Source organism: Methylosinus sp. sav-2 (genome assembly GCF_004366495.1).
In the GTDB taxonomy this organism is placed as follows: Bacteria; Pseudomonadota; Alphaproteobacteria; order Rhizobiales; family Beijerinckiaceae; genus Methylosinus.
The window spans coordinates 13,056-31,661 of sequence record NZ_SOEJ01000013.1; the positions used below are offsets into that span (position 1 = coordinate 13,056).

General features: G+C 63.0%; 14 protein-coding genes and 2 pseudogenes. 8 read left to right on the top strand and 8 right to left on the bottom strand.

The features are described from left to right. Window positions 1–15: 15 nt before the first annotated feature. From EDE12_RS17525 to EDE12_RS17560, 8 genes and pseudogenes are all read left to right on the top strand, one after another. Window positions 16–1,689 carry a class I adenylate-forming enzyme family protein gene (locus EDE12_RS17525; protein WP_166671885.1) on the top strand — a complete coding sequence of 558 codons (1,674 nt, stop codon included), beginning with the start codon at window positions 16–18 and terminating at the stop codon, window positions 1,687–1,689. Beyond that, window positions 1,686–2,423, top strand: a complete 738-nt coding sequence (locus tag EDE12_RS17530) for an SDR family oxidoreductase (protein WP_026598341.1) — start codon at window positions 1,686–1,688, stop codon at window positions 2,421–2,423. Before EDE12_RS17525 ends, EDE12_RS17530 begins: the two co-directional genes overlap by 4 nt. Before the next feature lie 89 nt (window positions 2,424–2,512). Beyond that, entirely contained in the window at window positions 2,513–3,874 is a 1,362-nt protein-coding gene (locus EDE12_RS17535; protein WP_026598342.1) for an aldehyde dehydrogenase family protein, read from the top strand. 41 nt (window positions 3,875–3,915) lie between these two features. Beyond that, on the top strand, window positions 3,916–5,142 hold the full coding sequence (locus tag EDE12_RS17540; protein WP_051592415.1) for an FAD-dependent monooxygenase: 1,227 nt from the start codon (window positions 3,916–3,918) through the stop codon (window positions 5,140–5,142). Next, on the top strand, window positions 5,139–5,618 hold the full coding sequence (locus tag EDE12_RS17545) for a hypothetical protein (RefSeq protein ID WP_024881791.1): 480 nt from the start codon (window positions 5,139–5,141) through the stop codon (window positions 5,616–5,618). Before EDE12_RS17540 ends, EDE12_RS17545 begins: the two co-directional genes overlap by 4 nt. A gap of 72 nt (window positions 5,619–5,690) precedes the next feature. Then, entirely contained in the window at window positions 5,691–5,990 is a 300-nt protein-coding gene (locus EDE12_RS17550; RefSeq protein ID WP_024881790.1) for an Lrp/AsnC ligand binding domain-containing protein, read from the top strand. 13 nt (window positions 5,991–6,003) lie between these two features. After that, window positions 6,004–6,414, top strand: a pseudogene (locus tag EDE12_RS22305) (transposase); the annotation flags it as partial. A gap of 75 nt (window positions 6,415–6,489) precedes the next feature. Further along, window positions 6,490–6,740 (top strand): annotated as a pseudogene (locus EDE12_RS17560) (DDE-type integrase/transposase/recombinase); the annotation flags it as partial. Between the two features lie 221 nt (window positions 6,741–6,961). Here EDE12_RS17560 and EDE12_RS17570 read toward each other — a convergent pair. The 8 genes from EDE12_RS17570 to EDE12_RS17605 all read right to left on the bottom strand — a co-directional run bounded on the left by EDE12_RS17570 (window position 6,962) and on the right by EDE12_RS17605 (window position 18,507). Beyond that, the gene (locus EDE12_RS17570) at window positions 6,962–7,612 is read right to left on the bottom strand and encodes a SagB/ThcOx family dehydrogenase (protein ID WP_026598343.1); all 651 of its coding nucleotides are present in this window, start codon (window positions 7,610–7,612) and stop codon (window positions 6,962–6,964) included. A gap of 221 nt (window positions 7,613–7,833) precedes the next feature. Then, window positions 7,834–9,228, bottom strand: coding sequence for a TolC family protein (locus EDE12_RS17575; RefSeq protein WP_026598344.1), 1,395 nt, complete (start codon window positions 9,226–9,228; stop codon window positions 7,834–7,836). Continuing rightward, on the bottom strand, window positions 9,225–10,352 hold the full coding sequence (locus EDE12_RS17580; RefSeq protein WP_026598345.1) for an ABC transporter permease: 1,128 nt from the start codon (window positions 10,350–10,352) through the stop codon (window positions 9,225–9,227). Before EDE12_RS17580 ends, EDE12_RS17575 begins: the two co-directional genes overlap by 4 nt. A 6-nt stretch (window positions 10,353–10,358) precedes the next feature. Further along, complete coding sequence (rbbA, locus tag EDE12_RS17585) at window positions 10,359–13,118, bottom strand: ribosome-associated ATPase/putative transporter RbbA (protein ID WP_024881785.1); 2,760 nt, start codon at window positions 13,116–13,118, stop codon at window positions 10,359–10,361. Continuing rightward, window positions 13,115–14,098: an HlyD family efflux transporter periplasmic adaptor subunit gene (locus tag EDE12_RS17590; protein ID WP_024881784.1), complete on the bottom strand. Its 984-nt coding sequence runs from the start codon at window positions 14,096–14,098 to the stop codon at window positions 13,115–13,117. Before EDE12_RS17590 ends, rbbA begins: the two co-directional genes overlap by 4 nt. A 247-nt stretch (window positions 14,099–14,345) precedes the next feature. Next, entirely contained in the window at window positions 14,346–15,899 is a 1,554-nt protein-coding gene (locus EDE12_RS17595; RefSeq protein WP_024881783.1) for a HAMP domain-containing histidine kinase, read from the bottom strand. 4 nt (window positions 15,900–15,903) lie between these two features. After that, window positions 15,904–16,518 carry a response regulator transcription factor gene (locus EDE12_RS17600; protein WP_026598346.1) on the bottom strand — a complete coding sequence of 205 codons (615 nt, stop codon included), beginning with the start codon at window positions 16,516–16,518 and terminating at the stop codon, window positions 15,904–15,906. 372 nt (window positions 16,519–16,890) lie between these two features. Continuing rightward, window positions 16,891–18,507: an efflux transporter outer membrane subunit gene (locus EDE12_RS17605; protein ID WP_024881781.1), complete on the bottom strand. Its 1,617-nt coding sequence runs from the start codon at window positions 18,505–18,507 to the stop codon at window positions 16,891–16,893. Window positions 18,508–18,606: the final 99 nt, after the last annotated feature.

Genomic DNA, 18,606 nt, shown 5'->3' on the forward strand with positions numbered 1-18,606 from the left:
TCGGGAGTTATGAAAATGACGGCTTCCGCTCCATCCCTCAGGGACACTCTGCTGCGCTATGTCTTGAACGATCCGACCGCCGGCGGCGGCAATTTCATCTATCGATTGAACGCCGCCGTTCCGAGAGAAGCGCAGCGGAGCGCGGTGGCGCTGCTCGGCGGGGAGGCGGGGCGGGATGTCGAGCTGACGATCGGCGATATCGTCGACGCCACCGATCGTCTCGCGGCGGCCTATGCGCAGGAGGGGATACGGCCGAGGGAGGTCGTCAGCCTCCTGCTGGACGACAGTTTCGACTATTTTCTCCATTTCGTCGCGCTGACGAGCATCGGCGCCACGGCGTCGCTCGTCAACAGCGGGCTCGATCTCGACACGGTGCGGGGATTCATCGGAATCGTCCGGCCTCGCCTGCTGGTGGTCGAGTCCCGACGTCATGCGACCAACCGCGACGCCTTCGACGTCATCGCCGGGGAATCGCGGGCGATCTCCGTCGACGCTCTCGTCGCGGATCCCGCTCGCGAGCGGCCGCCGCTCTATGAGCATGAGGACGACGACGTCATCATGCTCGGCCACACGTCCGGAACGACGGGTCTGCCGAAAGCGGTGATCTTCACCCACGAATCGATGTTCCACGGCGTGAGGCAGCAGGTCGAGCGTCAACTCGGCAGCCATGTCCTCTCCGCTCTGCCGCATTCACATGGCGCGGCGATTTCGCTTCTCATGCTGTCGCTGACGCGCGGGGCGCGCGTCTCCATCCTCGGGCGCAAGGAGCCCGCGTCGATGCTCGAGGCGATCGAGCGGATCGGGCCCGATGTCGTCATCGCCTTTCCCAAGATATTCGTCGATCTTTGCCGCGAGAGCTTCGAGGGCCGAGATCTCGGCTCCGTGCAATATTGGATCGCCACTGGCGACGCCAATCATGAGCGGCACATACGCAAGCTCGTGGCGCAGGGGCATCACATCGACTCCGAAGGCAGGCGCAAAGCCGGATCGTTCTTCGTAGACAATGTCGGCTCTTCGGAGTTCGCCTTTGCGGCGTTCCGCAATGTTCACGGACAGGAGAACGATCGTTACGATCGCTGCGTCGGCCGGCCTTTTCCCTGGGTGGAGACCGCGGTGTTCGACGAACATGACCGTCGCCTGCCCGCCGGCCGCGTCGGCCGCCTCGGCGTCAAATCGAAATCCGTGACCAAGGGGTATTGGAACAATCACACGCTCACGGAGCTCAACAAGATCGCCGGCTATTGGCTCACCGGCGATCTCGTCTTCACCGACGAGGAGGGCCTGTTCTATCACGTCGATCGCACGAGCGACGTCATCGTCACGAAATCGGGGGTCCTGTACAGCTGCCAGGCCGAGGAACTGCTTCTCAAGCACCTTCCAGAGCTGTTCGACGTCAGCCTCATCCTGCGATCGGAGGCCGGATCGGAGCGCGTCACGGCCCTCGTCGAATTGTCGGAAGACGCAGCTTCGGCGGATGCGAGCACGCTGCTCGTCGAGATGAACCGACTCTTCGCGCAGCGCGGCTGGCCTTCGATCGACGAGCTCGAAATTCAATCCGCGCACGAGCATGTCGGCGCGACCGGAAAGAAGCTGAAGAGAGTGTTGCGGTCCATTCCGGCCGGCCGGGCGCCGGAGGCGCGCCGGACATGCGACGAAAGCCGGCTTTCGGTCGAGGAGCGCGCGCTATGAGCCGGCTGTGCCTCGTCACGGGGGCCAATCGCGGAATCGGCTTCGAGATCGCTCGCTCGCTGGCTTCGCGCGGCCATCGCGTGCTGATCGGCGCGCGGCGGCAGTCGGACGGCGCGCAGGCCGCGGAGGCGCTGAGGAAGCTCGGCCTCGACATCGAGGCGATCAGGCTCGACGTCACTGAGCCCGAATCGGTGAGCGAGGCATCGCGCGAGATCGAGCGCAGAGAGGGGCGCCTCGATATTCTGATCAACAACGCCGGCATATTGATCGATTCGACGAAGCGTCCAGACGATATCTCGCTCGATGAGTTCCGGCGAACGATCGACACGAATCTCGTCGGGCCGTTTCTCGTGACGAAGGCGTTCGCGCCGCTGCTCTTGCGCTCCGACGACGCCAGGATCGTGAACATCTCCACCGACTTGGCCGCGCTCGGCCAAGCCTCGAACTCGGACTCTCCGTTCGACGCCGTCCTCGCGCCGAGCTATCGAGTATCCAAGGCGGCCCTGAACATGCTCGCGCTGACATGGGCGAAGCGCCTGCGCGACACCAATGTCTCCATCAGCGTGTGCAGCCCCGGCTGGTGCCGCACGGGCCTCGATTCCCTCATCGACTCGTCCAAGGCGCCCTACAGCGCCGAGGAAGGCGCAGACACGGCGGTGTGGCTGGCGCTCGACGTCGAGCGATCGGCGCAGCACGGAAGGTTTTTCGCGAAGCGGCGGGAGATCGCGTGGTAGGCCGCCGTATCGAGGGCGGAAAAAGCGATCGGTGATCGCAGGCGCGGACGAAAGTGAATCGAGTTCGATTTCAGAGAAGGAAATTGTCCATGCTCAATGTCGCACCCGCTAGAGCGCCGGATCCGGCTTCCCTGGACCAGAATGTCGCGGACGAGCTGGTCGAGCGGGCTCGAGACGCTCAGAACGCCATCGACGCGTTCGACGACGCGCGACTGGACAAGGTCGTCCGCGCGATCGTCGGAGCCTTTTCCAAGGATGTCGAGGGCTGGGCCGAACGCGAGCTCGCCGTCACCCGAATCGGCAACCGAAAAGACAAGACTCACAAGCTCGGTCTCGTCCTGACCCGCGTCTTTCACAGCCTCCACGGCGTGAGGACCAGAGGCCGGATCGGCTACGATCAATCGCTCATCGAGTATGCGAGCCCCATCGGCGTGATCTTCGCCGTGGTCCCGCTCACCAATCCGGTTCCCAATTCGCTGTTCAAGGCGCTCCTCTGCATCAAGACGCGAAACGCGCTGATCGCGAGCTTTCCTCAGAAAGCCGATTCCGTCGGCGCGCAGGCGTTCGATCTGATCCGCGGCGTGCTCGCCGAGGAGGGGCTTCCGGCGGATCTCGTCCAGCGCTGCGCCGAGCCGTCGCATTCCCGCACGAAGCTTCTCATGAGCCATTCGGGCGTCGCTCTGGTTCTCGCCACCGGCGGCAGCCAATTGGTCGGCGCCGCCTACAGCTCCGGAACGCCGACGATCGGCGTCGGCCCCGGCAATGTCCCCGTTCTCGTCGCATCCTCGGCCGACGTCGGCCGCGCCGCCCGCGACATTGTCAAGGGCAAGGCCTATGACAATGGCATCGTCTGCGGCTCGGAAAGCAATATCGTCGTCGACGAGCGCGTTCGCGCGCCATTCCTCGAGGCGCTGACTGCGGCCGGGGCCGTCGTCGTCGAGGGCGATGCGCGCAGTCCGGTGATCGAGGCGCTGTTCGATCCGGAAACACGCCGGCTGCGTCGCGAGCTGCTCGGCGTCGACGGAGACGCTCTGGCCGCCGCCGCCGGCCTCGAGGCGACGCGTCGAGTCGCCTGCCTGGTCCTCGCCGTGGAGAGAGGCGAGTATCCATTCATCGCGCAGGAGAAGATGGCTCCCCTGCTCACCCTCTTCACAGCGGAGCAAGGGAGGGGCGTCGATGACGCGGCGGCGCTGCTATGGTCCGAGGGAGCCGGACACACGGCCGTCATTCATAGCTCGGACCCCGTGGAGATCGACGCATTCGCGACGGCGATGCCGGCGGGCCGCATCCTCGTCAACACCTCGGCGACGCACGGAATGCTGGGGGAGACCTCGGACCTCCCCGTGTCCTTCATGCAGGGTTCGGGAAGCTGGGGCGGCAATGGAACGACCGATCCGATCACGTGGCGTCATCTCGTCAACATTAAGCGGCTGGCTTTCGGCCGCGGCTGAGCATCCCCACTGACGCCCTTCGACCATCAAGGACGCGCTCAATGAAGAAGATCGTGTGCATCGGCGGCGGCCCCGCCGGTCTTTATTTCAGCATATTGTCGAAGCGGGCGCGGCCCGACGTCGACGTCGTCGTCATCGAGAGAGGAGCGCCGCGCCAGACCATCGGGTGGGGGCTGATCCTGAGCGAAGGGCTCCTCGATCGGCTCGTGCGCCAGGACCGGGCCAGCGGCGAGGCGATCCGCCGACAGATGTTGCCGTGGACGGGCATCAGCATCGAGCTGCCCGGCCGCTCGATCCGGTCGCGCGGCCATTCGTTCCTCAGTCTGAGCCGTGTCGGGCTCATCTCCGTTCTGCAAGAGCGCGCCGAGGAGCTCGGCGTCGAGCTCGTCTACGATCATGCCTTCGACGCCGAACGGGAGCCGCTGCCGGAGGCCGATCTCGTGGTCGTCTCGGAAGGCTCGCGAAGCAAGGTTCGTGACGCGCGCGCCGCCGATTTCGGCGTCACCGCCGAGGAGCGGCCCAACAAATATATCTGGCTCGGGGTCGCCAAGAGCATGGGCGATCAATTTCGCTTCATCTTCGAGGAGACGCCGGGCGGATATATCTGGGCGCATTGTTATCAATTCGAGGACGGCTATTCGACCTTCGTCGTCGAATGCGCCGAGACCGTCTGGCGCGCGCTCGGCTTCGACCGCGGCGGGCTCGAAGAGAGCGTCGAAGCCTGTAGGCGCATCTTCTCGCGGCAGCTCGAGGGCGCGAAGATTCTCGCCGGCGACGGGCGGCGCAACACCTCGTCCTGGACGAATTTCAAGAAAATCGACTGCGCGAGATGGAGCGCGGGGAATATGGTTCTGCTCGGCAATGCGGCCCATAGCGCGCATTATTCGATCGGGTCCGGAACGCGCCTCGCTCTGGACGACGCCGCCGAGCTGTCGCGCGCGCTCACGCTGGACACGCTTCCGGTCCCGGAGGCGCTTGCCGCCTATGAGGCGAATCGCAAGGCGGCGGCCGCGCATCTCCACGACGCCGCGAACAGGTCCATGCGCTGGTTCGAGACGCTCCCGACCGAGCTGATCGCTCGCGGCCCCGATCGCTTCGCCTACGGCCTTCTCACGCGCTCCGGGCGGATCGGTGCGGCGGAGCTGCGTCGTCTCGATCCGGAATGGTTCGCCGAGTTCGAAGGCGGCGTCGAGACGCAGCTCATCGCTCGCGAAATGGAGCCGGCGCCCGGACGGACGCGCGCCATATCGGGGGAGGTCGAGATATGATTTCGGCGAATTTCACATTGGCGGCGCGACTGGCGCTCGCGGCGGCTTTCCTTTCGGCTGTGGCCGACAGATGGGGCCTCTGGTCGATCATCGGCAGTCCAGGCGTCGACTGGGGCAGCATGGGAGGCTTCTATCCGGCGGTCGCCGCGCTCAATCCCTGGCTGCCGGCACATCTCGTGCCTGCGTTGGCCTGGGCGGCGACGCTCGTCGAGCTCGCTCTCGGAATCTTTCTGATCGTCGGCGTCTGGCTGCTGCCGGTCTATCTCGCGAGCGGCGTTCTGCTGACGATTTTCGGAGCGGCGATGGCCCTCTTCACGGGGCTCAAATTGCCGCTCAATTACAGCGTGTTCAGCGCGGCCGCCTGCGCCTTCCTGCTCTATGCGATCGAGAAGGCCGAAGCGGCCGGCCGAGCGCGCGCGCCGCACGAGCATGCGGCGGACGAGGCTCGATCGGCGCTCGAACAGCGAGCGCCGTGACGCTCGGGATGAAGTCTGGATTTCGTCAATGCTTATGTTCTCAAGGGTAATATTATCATGAGGATTGAGCCCATGAAGCCGCTTTTTGTACAAATAAAATGTTCGAAAGGGCAGACGTTCGACGTCTCGGAGAAGATCGTCGACCATCTGGAGGAAACCTCAGAGATATATTCGATTTCTGGTCAATTCGATCTGTTGGCGAAATTCTACCTGCGCGACGACGACGACGAAGGGTCTTTCGTCGTGAACAAGCTTCAGAAGATCGACGGCGTTTTGGACACTTATACATTCGTCGCTTTTCGACTGTTCCGGCTTTCGCCCGGCGCAAACTACAACGCGATGGGCGCCTTGTCGATTTCCGTCGAGATTTGACCCAGGATTTCCATTGAGAACTGATGGAGTGGATGCCCCCGCGGACGGCAGTATAGGCTTTCGGAGAAAGGTGACGCGAGGCCAGCTTCTGGCATTCCTGGGCATTGTGCCGCGTTGCATCGTGGCGATGGAAGCCTGCGCGACGGCGCACTATTGGGCGCGGGAGATCGATGCGCTGGGGTCCTCGGTTCGGCTGATTCCTCCGATCTACGTCAAGCCGCTCGTCGAGCGCTAGAAGAACGCCGCCGCCGATGTGGAGGCGATCGCGGAGGCGGCGGTGCGGCCGACCATGCGGTTCGTCTCCGCCAAGACCATCCGGCAGCAGGCCGGAGCGATGGTCTCTCGAACGCGCGACCTGTTCGTGCGTCAACGCACGCAGCTGATCAACGCCCTACGGGTCCATCTATCCGAGCATGGCGTTATGGGCTCTGTCCCGAATTTTTTTCTCGCGGGCCGGTTGGGGCTATGATCGCGGGGCTGGGGCAGGTGGAATAGAGGGGAAATGATGGAAGAGCGAGGCGTCGAAGTCGACCACTCCACGCTCAACCGCTGGGTCGTCAAGTTGCGCCTTTGCTGGAGAAACAGTTCCGTGCTCGCAAGCGCACGATTGGATCCAGCTGGCGTCTCGATGAGACCTACGTGAAAGTCAAAGGCTGCTGGAAATATCTGTATCGGGCCGTCGACAACGCAGGCGCGACAGTCGATTTTCTGTTGACCGCCAAGAGGGATCGCAAAGCCGCGTTGCGTTTCGGAATCGCAGCGATGCATGAGGTCGACGCCGGCTATGGCGATAGCCACATGTCGAAATCGCTCGAACCCGAGGATGGAACCCAAACGATGCTTGATCGCTCGAAGATCGAATTGGAGTCCGCGCGCCACCTCGATGCTGCGCGACAGCTCACGCGCCGCCCGATGGGAGCCTGATTGCCGTCGAGGTCGAATGGAAGGCCGGGTCGATGCGCATCGGGAGTTCACTCCATCTTCTTCGGATAGCCGATCGTCTGCGACAAAAGCACCTGATGGTCGTGGCTGAGCCCCAGCGCCTGCGCGATCGCCTCGCGATCGATCCAGGCGCGGATCACAGTGGCGAGGCCCGCGCTCGCCGCGAACAAATACACATTCTGCGAGATCGCGCCGGCCGCGACCGAGGCGAAGCTCTCGCGTTGAGCGACCGGCACGAGCGCCATTCTCGCATGGTCGGCGACGAACACCAGATCGAGCGGCGCTTCGTCGACGAAATCCTGATAGCCGGTCACGCGCCTCATGTCGCTCGCTGCGACCAGCTCGAGGGCGTGCGTGGCGGCGACATAAAGATAAGCCCCAGAGGGCAGCGCGACATAGACGTCGATTTCCTGAGCGTCCAAAGCGGAGGGCGCAGTCCGTCCGCCTTCGGCTCTATTCACGCCGTCGGCGGCCCACAGCAGGTCGGACAAGAGCTGCAACGGCAGTTCGTCAGGCGCGAATTCCCGGGACGAACGCCGTTCGGCGAGCGCCTCCAACAATGGCATGCCGCCGTCCTTGTGTGGAGGGGGAAGCGCAATCTGCGCCGCTGCGGCGTCTCGCGCTGGTTTCGGACGCAACCGCCCCATCATGCCGAGCGCGAGCTTGGTAAGCGTGCTCATTGCGACGGCCTCCTCGTTTCATTCGCGCACGCTAGGCTCTATGACGTCGCTCCGGCAAGCCGAATTATGCGATCCGCTCGCGTCCGAGCCGAGGCGCCGTCCAATCGAAATTCTCGATGTCTCGAGCGCCGATATTGCGCGCGTCTGTCGCGGTAGGAGCAGCCGCGTCAGCTTCGTCACGGACGGGAGGAAGTGCGAGGCGCCGGCGCCGATCACGACACTCACCAGCCGCCGCCCAGCGAGCGATAGAGTTGGATCGTCATGGCGGATTGCGCCATCTGGGTTTCCAGCAAATCGTTCTCGCGCTCGAAGACGTCGAGCTCTGCATTCAGCACGTCTCCGAAAGTCTTACGTCCGCCTTCGTATAGCCCTCTCGATATTTGATGATTGCGTCGCGCGCCGACGAGCGCGACGTAAAGATGCTCGCTGCGGCGATCCAATCCGCGGCGTCTGCCATAGGCGTTCTCGACATCCTCGAGCGCATGCAGGACGGATTTGTCGTAATCGGCGACCGCCGCTTCGAGGCGCGCGTCACTCGCCGCTATATTGGCTTCGATGCGCCCGGCGGTGAAAATCGGCAAATGCGCGGTGAGGCCGACTAGGCCGCCCGTGCCTTGAAGTCCAGGGATTCCCTGAAAATGCAGCCGGCCGTCCTGGCCGAGGAATTCGATCTGGAAGCGCGGCAGCAGATCCGTCTTCGCGCTGGTCAGGCTGGCGACGCGTGCGCGCACGGCGTCGACGCGTGCGCGCACATCGGGGCGACGCTCCAGCACCTCGCTCGGGAGCTGTCCTTGCGGAGGCCGCGGGACGAAGAAAGGCCCGGGCGTCGGCAGCGGGACGGGTGGCTCCGGCGGGCGGCCGGTCAAAACCGCGAGCCGGCGTTGTCGCGTCTCGAGCGCGGAAAGGAGATCCGGCCGCTTGCTTCGCTGGGTTTCCAATCGTTCGCGAACCAGCGTCACGTCATAGGCGACCGCCTGCCCGGCGTGGTAACGAGCCTCCACATAGCGAAGAAGTTCGCCGAGAGTCTCGATGGAATGGTCGAGAACGAGAAGCCGCCGCTGCAGCCCTCTGGCGTCTTGATAGTTTTGGGCTACCTCGGACACGACGATCATTCGCGCGCCGTTCGACTGCTCCTCGACGCCAGCGGCGTTGGCGCGGGCGGCTTCGGCATCATAGCTGCGGCCGCCGAAAATATCCGGCTCCCAGCTCGCCGCGAGGCCGCCGATATGGGCGTCGACACGGCGCGCTTTGCCGGGGATGAAACCGACGACCGGATTGCGCCATTTCACATCCGCTTCCCAGAGACCGGCGTCGGCGCCGAGCGTCGGATAGAGAGCCGATTCCGCGACTGTGACCAAAGCGCGCGCCTCCTCGACTCGCGCCTTCGCAATGCGCAGATCTGGGTTGCCGGCGAGCGCCTCGTCGATCAGGCGGTCGAGCAGCGGATCGCGCCAGACTGTCCACCAATGGGCGAGGTAAGGGGAAGCGGAGGGCGCGCCGATCGACGACGTCTCGTCGAATGCCGACGGCGCCACGACGGTCGGCGACGGCGGCGTGACGTCGAGCTCGCGACAGCCGACGACGAGAAGGGATATGACGATGGCGGCGCGCTTCATCCCTGCCTCGCCAGCATGGAGCGGAAGCGCGACAGAGCGAGCGACAGAAACATCGCCCCCGAGGCGATCACCACCGCGATCTGCGGCCAGACCGTATCGAGCCCGGCGCTGCGATAGAGGACCGCCTGGGTCATCGAGACGAATTGCGTGGTCGGCGCGAATCTCACGATCGCCTGCACTGCCTCCGGCATGCTCTCGACCGGAGTCGCGGCGCCCGAGAGGAGATAGGCGATGGCGTAGACCGGGACGGAGAGCAGACCGAATTGCGGCATCGTCGGAGCGAGCGTCGCCAGCCACATGCCGAGCGAGGTGACGGAGAAGAGATAGAGCAGAGCGCCGAAGGCGAAGAGGCCGACCGAGCCCGCGATCGGCACGCCCAGCCATTTCTGCACGACGAGCCAGAGCGAGAGCATCGTCGCCGCGAGAATGACGAGGCCATTGGTCATGATCTTCGCAATGGCGATCTCGCTCGCCCGCACCGGCATCACCAGCAGATGCTCGATCGTCCCATGCTCGCGCTCACGGATCACGGCGGCGCCGACCAGGATGATCGACAGGACCGTCAGATTGACGACGATCTGCATCACGGAGGTGAACCAGAAGGAATCGGTGTTGGGGTTGAATTCTATGCGGCTGATGACGCGGATCGGCAGGCTCGACTCTATGCTCTTCGCGCCAAGGAACTTCTGCGTCTCGACGACGAAGATCTCGTTCAGATAGCCGGCGCCGAGGCCCGCCTGCGTCATCGCCGTGGCGTCGACCAGAACCTGCACGACGGGCCTGCGTCCCGCGAGCACGTCGGCCTCGAAACGCGGGGGAATCTCGATCACGAAAATATAGCGACTCTGGTTCATCGCGGCGACGACATCCTCCCTCGCAATTTCTTCGGGCGCGATGAAATAGGGAGGAAGGATCGCATCGCGCAGCCGCCGCGACAATTCCGAATGATCGCCGTCCATGATGGCGACGGAGGCGTGCGAGACCTCCGCCTTCACGCCTTCGGACATCAGATGAACGGCGGCGGTGAAGGCGAAGACGATGAGCGCCATCAGCGTCACATCCTGCAGCAGGCTGCGGAGCTCCTTCCCGCTGAGCAGAGCGACATTGACGAGCCAGCGTCCCATGGATCGCTACGCCTCCTGCTTGCGGAGCAGAAGCCGCGCGCCGATGAGATACAGCGCCGCGAAGCCGCCGAGCGCGAGATAGTTCGGAGCAAAGCTCGACAGGCCGAGCCCCTTTGTGAAGCAGCCGAGGCTCACGATCTGGAACCAGGAGGAGGGAAAGCCGACGCCGACGGCGTAAGCGCCGCCGGTGAGCGTCGAGATCGGATAGAGCAGCCCGGAGAAATTCACCGAGGGGATGAGGCAGATGATTGCCGTGCCGAAGATCGCCGCGACCTGCGAGCGCACAAAGGCCGATATCAAGAGGCCGAGCGCCGTCACCGCGAGAATGAACAGCAGCGCGCCGAGCGAGAGCGCCAGAAAAGAGCCGTGCAGCGGCACGCGGAGGATGAATACGGTGATGAGCGTCAGGCTCACATAGGAGACCATCGCCACGCCGACATAGGGCAATTGCTTGCCGACGAGAAACTCGCCGATCGTGGCGGGAGAGGCGTAGAGATTGACGATGGAGCCGATCTCCTTCTCGCGGACGACGCCGAGCGCCGTCAGCATCGTCGGGATCAGGATCAACGCCAGCATGACGACGCCGGGCGTGATCGCATAAATGCTGCGGAACTCCTGATTGTAGATGAAGCGAGGCTCGACGGAGATCGGCAGCGAGCTCGCGGCTCTCGCGCGATCGAGATTCGTGACATATTCGAGGACGACGCCCGTCGCATAGGCGCGAATGTTCGAGGCGGTGAAAGGCGCGGCTCCATCGATGAAAAAGCCGACCTCGGGCTGCCGGCCGGCTTCGAGGTCGCGGCCGAAGGAGGGCGGAATCTCTATGGCGAGCTGGGCTTCGTGGCTGCGCAGACGCGCCTCCATATCCGCATGACTGCGCGAGGGCGCCATCTCGACGAAATAGCGCGAGCCGGCGAAGCTGCGCAGGAATTCCCGGCTGGCGAAGGTCTGATCGCTGTCGAAATTCGTGAAGCGAATATTCTCGACGTCGAAAGAGATGCTGTAGGCTGAGACCAGCAGAAGAACGATCGGGCCGAGCAGCGCGAAGGCGAGACGAGCCGGATCACGCGCGAGCTCCATCGTCTCGCGGCGCGCAAAGGCGAGGATGCGTCCCGCCCAGCCGGTCGCGCGATCGTCGAATATCTCGGTCGGCGCCGGCTCGGGCGGCGATGCTTCGCCCGGTGATGGCGAAAGGCGCGGAGCTGCGGCCGACGCGCTCGCCTCCGCCTGCTCGAGATAGAGGATGAATGCATCCTCCAATGTCGCCGCGTCCTTCTCCCGCCGCAGCTCGTCCGGCGCGCCGACGGCCAGAACCTTTCCGCGATGCATGAGCGATATGCGATCGCAGCGCTCCGCCTCGTTCATGAAATGCGTCGAAAGGAAGATCGTCACCTGCTTCTCGCGCGAGAGGCGGATGAGATGACGCCAGAACATATCGCGCGCGCCGGGATCGACGCCGGACGTCGGCTCGTCGAGGATCAGCACCTCCGGCGAATGCAGGCAGGCGGCGGCGAGCTGAAGGCGCTGGCGAATGCCGAGCGGCAGAGAAGCGGGCGAATAGTCCGCATGTTCCGCGAGCGCGAAATCGACCAGCGCGGCGTCGACGAGCGCCTGCGCGCGATCGCCTCCGACGCGATAGAGCCGCGCGTGCAGGGTCAAATTCTGCCGCACCGTCAATTCTTCGTAGAGGGAGAAGGATTGCGACATGTAGCCGACGCGCAGCCGCGTCTGCATGTCGCCGGCGTCGATCGTTCGGCCGAGCAGCTTCGCCGTCCCGCTCGTTGCGTCCAGCAGGCCGGTCAGCATTTTCATCGTCGTCGATTTGCCGCAGCCGTTGGAGCCCAGAAAGCCGAATATCTCGCCGCGACCGATGCGAAAGCTCACATTGTCGACTGCGACGAAATCGCCGAAACGACGGGTCAGCGCCTCCGCCTCTATCGCTGGCGCGCCGCCGGGGTCGCGATAGGGCGGGATCTCCACGCCCGACGCCTGCGCGCGTCGGCTCTCCGGCAGCAGCGAGACATAGGCTTTCTCGAGCGTCGCCGCGCCTGTGCGGGCGAGCACATCCGTCTTGGCGTCCGCGATGAGAACGCGCCCGTGATCCATCGCCACGAGATATTCGAAGCGCTCCGCCTCCTCCATATAGGCGGTGGCGACGATCACCGTCATCTGGTCGCTTTCGCTGCGCAGCTCGTCGACGAGCTCCCAGAATTGACGGCGCGACAGAGGATCCACGCCCGTCGTCGGCTCGTCCAGGATCAGGAGCTGCGGGTCATGCACGAGCGCGCAGCAGAGCGCGAGCTTCTGCTTCATGCCGCCCGAGAGTTTTCCCGCGGGCCGATCGGGAAATGGATCGAGGCCCGTCGCCCGAAGCAGCCGGCGAATGCGCGCGTCGCGCCGCCCTGCGCCGAGGCCGAAGAGGCGGCCGAAGAAGTCGATGTTCTCGTAGACGGACAGCGTCGGATAGAGATTGCGGCCGAGCCCCTGCGGCATGAAGGCGACATGCGGGAGAAAGGCCTCTCTCTCCCGTCGTTCGCGCAGATCGGCCCCCAAGACGAGGACCGCTCCTTCCTGAATCTTCTTTACCCCGGCGATGACGCCGAGCAGCGTAGACTTGCCGACGCCGTCCGGGCCGATCATCCCGATCGTCGCGCGCGCCGGCAAGGACAGTGAGACATTCTCGAGCCCGCGGACGCTCCCATAGTCATGGTAGAGACCCGAGATCTGGATCGCGGGCTGCGTCTTCGTCTTCTCCGCGCCCGTCATTTGGCGTGTCCGAGAGCGAGCGAGGACGGCCAGCGGCCTGTCGGGTCGACGCGCACATAGCCATTGCCGGTCATGCCGGCTTTCAGCCTGCCGTCGAGACGGCGGGCGGCCTCGACCGGAATTCTGAGCTTCACGCGATAGACGAGCTTCTCGCGCTCGCTGGCGGTCTCCACATATTTCGGCGTGAATTGCGCTTCGGCCGCGACGAAGGAGATGATCGCCGGCAAAGGCGGCCCGTCGAACGCGTCCAGGGCGACGCGCGCCTCGTCGCCGATCGTCAGCCGGCCCGCCACCGCCATGGGGAAGAAGACGGTCATATAGACGTCGTCCGTCTCGAGCAGCGAGGCGATTCGCCCGCCGGAAGGAAGAACCGCATCCTTCTCCACGATTCGATATTCGATGCGCCCGTTCACCGGGGCGCGTATCGTCGTCTCGTCGAGAATGACCTTCAATCGGGCGATTTGCGCCTCCGCCTCCGAGAGCGCGTTGCGCGCCTCCTTCACGCCGGCCTCGGCGGCGGCGGCGCCGGCGGCTTCCGCATCCTTCGCGATACGGCGCCGGTCGAGTTCGACCTGCGAGACGAGCGCCTTGCCGCGCATTGTCGCGGTCTCGGTCATCTCGAGGCCGGCGAGCCGCAGATTGTTGCGGCGGACGTCGAGCTCCGCCTCGGCGCGTCCTATGGCGCTGATGGCGCGCTGACGCTGCGCTTCGGCGCCGGCGATCTGCGCTTTGATCTCTGCCGTATCCTGCCGAGCCAACACTGACCCCGGACGCACGACATCGCCCTCACGGATCGGCAGATCGATGATGCGCCCCGCATATTTGACGGCAATGTCGATGCGCGTCATCTCCAACCGCCCGTTCGCTCGCGAGACATAGGCTGGCAGAGCGGGCGTACGGCTGCGCCACCACCAATAGCCCGCCGAGGCCGCGCCGATGATTAGCAGAGCCAAAACAATTCGGGCGATCTTGCGGTTCATCGAGAGTATCTCAACCGTTCCTCCGGTGGCCGGGCGGCGTCATGGTAGAGCCCGGCGCCTCTCGATGAAACCTGCGGCCCGGCTCTGCGCCACGCATCGGTATACTCATGTCCACACAATGATTTCGAGCATAGCGGGAGGCTGGAGGGAAGGCGTCTGACGGACGTTGGCCGAAATTCCTGTGGAAGCCGGAGGGCTCTGCCTCAGAAGGTGTTTCAGCAATCGCTGAAACGCTTTCTCTGACGGTTCATCGAGCTCGCCCAGTTGCTTCCAAAGGAAGTGAAACAAAAAAGATCGAGCCTCTTCCCTCACGGCTTCTCACTTTAATGACGCCACCGTGTAATTCCACGACTATCTTTGCCAGGTAGAGGCCGACGCCGGTACCCGTGATACTGGAAACATTGCTTGCCCGATAGTATCTCGAAAAGATACTATCGACATCACGGCGCGGGATCCCTATTCCGCTATCCGTGACAAAAACTTGCAAGGCAGTCCGCCTGCCGCGGACCTCAACTCGCACCGTGCCTCCAGGAGAGGAGTATTTGATCGCATTTCCGATTAAGTTGCTGAATACCTGACAAATAAGATTCCTGTCCCCATAAAAGGGCAGTTTTTCAGCGCTGTATTTTTCGAGCACTGAGACGGTGGACGAAATTTCGCGATGCAGATCGCAAACTTCCTTCAGCACCGCGGACATGTCGAGGTCGGTCGGATGGAAGTAGAGACTCGGACTCTCGATCACACGACTGGTTTGCAACAGTCCTTCGATCATGACGCTCATCCGCCTCACGGCGGCGCGGATCTTGTTGGCTCGCTCGATAACCACCTCGTCCCGAGGCGCAGGACGAGCGTTCAACAAACGCTGAGCATGCCCATCGATGATCGTCATCGGCGTTCGAAACTCATGCGACACCATCGAGATGAAATTGCGCTGATTTTCGCTCAGACGCCGCTCATGCTCCAATTTCTCCTCGAGCATGGAGGCTTCGGTCGCAAGGGCCTGCTGATTGACCTGAAGCTCGATCGCATTGTCACGAAAAACCACGACGGAGCGCGCCATTTCTCCAAGCTCATCAGGTCGCTCGGTGCTCCGGATTTGAATATCGGTTTCGTTCCTCGACAGACGCCGCATGCTGGCGGCGAGTTCCAATAGAGGGTCGGTTATCTGTCGAGTTACGTAAAGCATGATCCCGAGGGCCATAGACGCGCCGAGAAAGGCGGCGGCGATAATCAACGCGCGAGCTTCTCGAATGGCGTGGTCGGAGCGCTCGCTCGCCAGGCGAGCTTGCGTGTTGGTTCGGTCAGATATCCTCCCGAGGGCCTCACTCGTCGAAGCAAATGCGTCCCTGGAGGCCGACATGAAGAGATATCCCGCCGCCGCCTTGTCTCCCTTCGTCATGACCTCGAGCGTGTGTTTCGCTTCACCATGATATAATTTCCAATTCTTCTCGAAGAGCCGGTAATCCGCCAATTCGATCTCGTCGTGAAGGATGCTCTCATATCCTCTCTGCGCTTTCGAAATCGTCTCGTCGAGGGACTCCATCTCTCGTTCTATGGCGATGGCGTCGACGTCTCTCGCCGCTATGAGAAAAGCGCCCTCCGCTGCGCGGAAATCCGATGTGAAATTGTCGAGGTCGCCGATATATCGTGTGCTCTTCAACCAACGATCACGGATGTCGGACCATTCGTGATTGACTCGTTCGAGACGACCCAACCCGAAGATGCTGATGCTCGCGATCGTAGCGAACAAGAGCCACAAGGATGCGACCATCCGGAATTTTATCGATTGCGTCAGTTTCATCGTTCTAAGGCTCGATCAATCCGACGAGCGTGGCTTTGACCGCCGCCTCGATTCGAGTCGCGACGCCGAGCTTGTTGCGTGCGTTGTCTAGATGATAATCGACAGTTCGCTTCGTGATGCTCATGATCGATGCGATCTCGTCGGATGTCTTGCCGCGCGCAGCCCACAGCAAAGTCTCGACTTCTCTTTCATTGAGCTCGTGCAGTGGAGCTTCTGATACGAAAAATCGCACGCCGCCTCTCAGTCTGGCGTCGATGATCGCATGCAGCAGATCGAAGTCGATCGGTTTGGAAACATAATCATCGGCGCCGAGTCTTCTTCCTTTGAGTTCGGTCTCGCGGTCGCTCATGGCGGTCAAGAACACGAAAGGCGTTCTCGCGATATGGGGGGCAGATCGCGCGAAATTTTCCAGCACTTCGAATCCGGACATCGACGGCATGCTGATATCCGAAAGAACGAGATCTGGCCGAATGTCCGGCAGAAGTGACAATGCCTGTTGTCCGCTGCTCGCGAGAACGACGTTGAAGCCGCGGTCCTCGAGCTCTTCAGCGATCAACGAAGAGGTCTCGAAGTCGTCGTCGATGCAGAGGATCGTCGCCCGGCCGTCGGTCGCAGACATTTTTGGTCTCCGAATTCTCGCTCTCTCTGAGAGTCCGTATTATAGGCTGGAACACATCGCCGTTCCACCACAGTCTGACAATGGGCGTGCGCACAACGAGATGTAAATACGGCATAAACATGGACGCCGCTGTAGCCGATCTCTGTTTCGGCCTCCTCGAAGCCCACAACGCTGTCAAAGTCCGTCACGGCCTCGGCCAGGATCGTAAGATCGCTTTTTCGTTGGCCGAGCCCCACCAATGCAATCCCCAGAGTTCCTCTGGGCGGCGTCCAATCGGTGGGGCTCCGATGGCGAGCGCTGACGCTTTGAGAGCGGACGAATGACACGACATCGAAGCGCGCTCAGTGTCGCTGCTCGAACATTAGTCATTGCTCAATCGAACGCTGGCATCAGGCCGGCGTTTGCCGGCGTGCTCAACTTCTCGATCTGCTCCTTGGTCGGGCCGTCTGGTCCGTTCGGCGGGAGGTCCCGCAGATTTTCGTCTTTCCAACCGCCGCCCAGAGCGATGAACAGCCCGGCTGTGTCCGATAGACGGTTCCCTTCCGCGACGACGCGCGCCACTGAGGCCACCAGATAGGTGTTCTCGGCGTTCAATACGGAGAGCACATTGACGGCCCCGAGACGCAGCTCGGCGCGCACGATGTCGAGGCTCTTCTTTGCCGTCGCTTCGCCGTAGGCTGCGGCTTTCACCGCTTTGGCGTCCGCCTCGAGCGCGCGCAACGCATCGGCGACATTCTGGAATGCGACAATGACGGTCGAGCGATATTGCGCGTCCGCCTGGAGGACGCTCGCCTCCGCCGCCCTCTGCTTGTTGAGAAGCGAAAAGCCGTCGAAGATCGTATGTGTGACAGCCGCCGACGCCGTATAGAGCTCAGTGCCGGGCGTGAAGAGTTGTGCGAGGCGATAGGCGCTGTACCCGCCATTCGCGCTCAACGTGACATTCGGAAGCCGCGCCGCGATGGCTACGCCGATTTGCGCGGTAGCTTCGTGCACATTGGCTTCGGCCGCCCGAATGTCGGGCCGCTGCCGGACGAGTTTCGATGGCAGGCTGATCGGCAGTTCGTGCGGCGACGAAAGTGAACCGAGATGAAAGGTCTCGGCGATCTCGTTCGGCGCATATCGGCCGGCGAGCGCGGTCAGCAGATCGCGTTGCTGCGACAATTGCTTTTCGAGCGGCGGCAAGAGCTGCAGTGCCTGCGCGAGAGCCGCTTCCTGGGTGAGCACGTCGGCCTGCGCGGCGTAGCCGGCCTCGAACTGCTTGCGCAGCAGTCCCAGCATCTCCCTTTCCATCGCGATCGATCTGCGGACTGCCTCGATCTGTCCCCGTAGCGCGGCTTCTTGGATCGCCGCCGTCACCACATTGCCAGTCAAAGCCAGATAGGCGGCCTCCAGCTGGTAGCGCTGCTGATCCGTCTGCGCCTCAGCCGCCTCGACGCTTCTGAGATTCTGCCCCCAGATGTCGAGCGTGTAGGCGACGGTGAGCTGCTTCAACAGCAAGCCATAGGGCGAATTCGGAGGACCGATGTTGGTGGTCGGCGAAGTCATGGCCTGGTTGAAGAGGCTTTGATTGATCGTTTCGAGCGATCGATTATTGGACTGGAGATTGAGACTGTCCGTGGAGTTGAAAATGGCGGTCGGGAGAAACGCGCCCTTTTGCGCCTCGGCGTTGTGATAGGCGACCCTTATCGCGGCTTCGGCCGACTGCAAGGTCGGATTGCTTTCGATCGAGGCTTCGATCAGCCGATCGAGGCCTCGGTTGTGGAAAACCTGCCACCAGCGCTTCGGGATTTCTGCGCCCGGGACGAATCTTGGTCCTCCGGCGAGAACCGGAGCCTTATTCGACGTTGATTTTTCTGTCGGCGGCGGGGAAGGCGATACGAAGTCCGGCCCGACCGCGCAACCCGCCAGCGCGGAAAACATCGGCAAGAGCGTGAGGAAAATCCGGCGCCCGCAGTGCGTTTTCGAAGTGGACGAGCCGAAGACTTGCATCTCTATCCGAGTTTCTCTTCCGCGAGCATGCTCTAATCGAACGTCTTCGTTCGCTTCTGTCGCTCCGTGATAATGGGAAGACAGGAGCGCTCGGACCGC

Excerpts from the sequence above, each read along its gene's own strand:
- EDE12_RS17525 (WP_166671885.1), top strand. The coding sequence starts at position 16 with ATGACGGCTTCCGCTCCATCCCTCAGGGACACTCTGCTGCGCTATGTC.
- EDE12_RS17530 (WP_026598341.1), top strand. The coding sequence starts at position 1,686 with ATGAGCCGGCTGTGCCTCGTCACGGGGGCCAATCGCGGAATCGGCTTC.
- EDE12_RS17535 (WP_026598342.1), top strand. The coding sequence starts at position 2,513 with ATGCTCAATGTCGCACCCGCTAGAGCGCCGGATCCGGCTTCCCTGGAC.
- EDE12_RS17540 (WP_051592415.1), top strand. The coding sequence starts at position 3,916 with ATGAAGAAGATCGTGTGCATCGGCGGCGGCCCCGCCGGTCTTTATTTC.
- EDE12_RS17545 (WP_024881791.1), top strand. The coding sequence starts at position 5,139 with ATGATTTCGGCGAATTTCACATTGGCGGCGCGACTGGCGCTCGCGGCG.
- EDE12_RS17550 (WP_024881790.1), top strand. The coding sequence starts at position 5,691 with ATGAAGCCGCTTTTTGTACAAATAAAATGTTCGAAAGGGCAGACGTTC.
- EDE12_RS17570 (WP_026598343.1), bottom strand. The coding sequence starts at position 7,612 with ATGAGCACGCTTACCAAGCTCGCGCTCGGCATGATGGGGCGGTTGCGT.
- EDE12_RS17575 (WP_026598344.1), bottom strand. The coding sequence starts at position 9,228 with ATGAAGCGCGCCGCCATCGTCATATCCCTTCTCGTCGTCGGCTGTCGC.
- EDE12_RS17580 (WP_026598345.1), bottom strand. The coding sequence starts at position 10,352 with ATGGGACGCTGGCTCGTCAATGTCGCTCTGCTCAGCGGGAAGGAGCTC.
- rbbA (WP_024881785.1), bottom strand. The coding sequence starts at position 13,118 with ATGACGGGCGCGGAGAAGACGAAGACGCAGCCCGCGATCCAGATCTCG.
- EDE12_RS17590 (WP_024881784.1), bottom strand. The coding sequence starts at position 14,098 with ATGAACCGCAAGATCGCCCGAATTGTTTTGGCTCTGCTAATCATCGGC.
- EDE12_RS17595 (WP_024881783.1), bottom strand. The coding sequence starts at position 15,899 with ATGAAACTGACGCAATCGATAAAATTCCGGATGGTCGCATCCTTGTGG.
- EDE12_RS17600 (WP_026598346.1), bottom strand. The coding sequence starts at position 16,518 with ATGTCTGCGACCGACGGCCGGGCGACGATCCTCTGCATCGACGACGAC.
- EDE12_RS17605 (WP_024881781.1), bottom strand. The coding sequence starts at position 18,507 with ATGCAAGTCTTCGGCTCGTCCACTTCGAAAACGCACTGCGGGCGCCGG.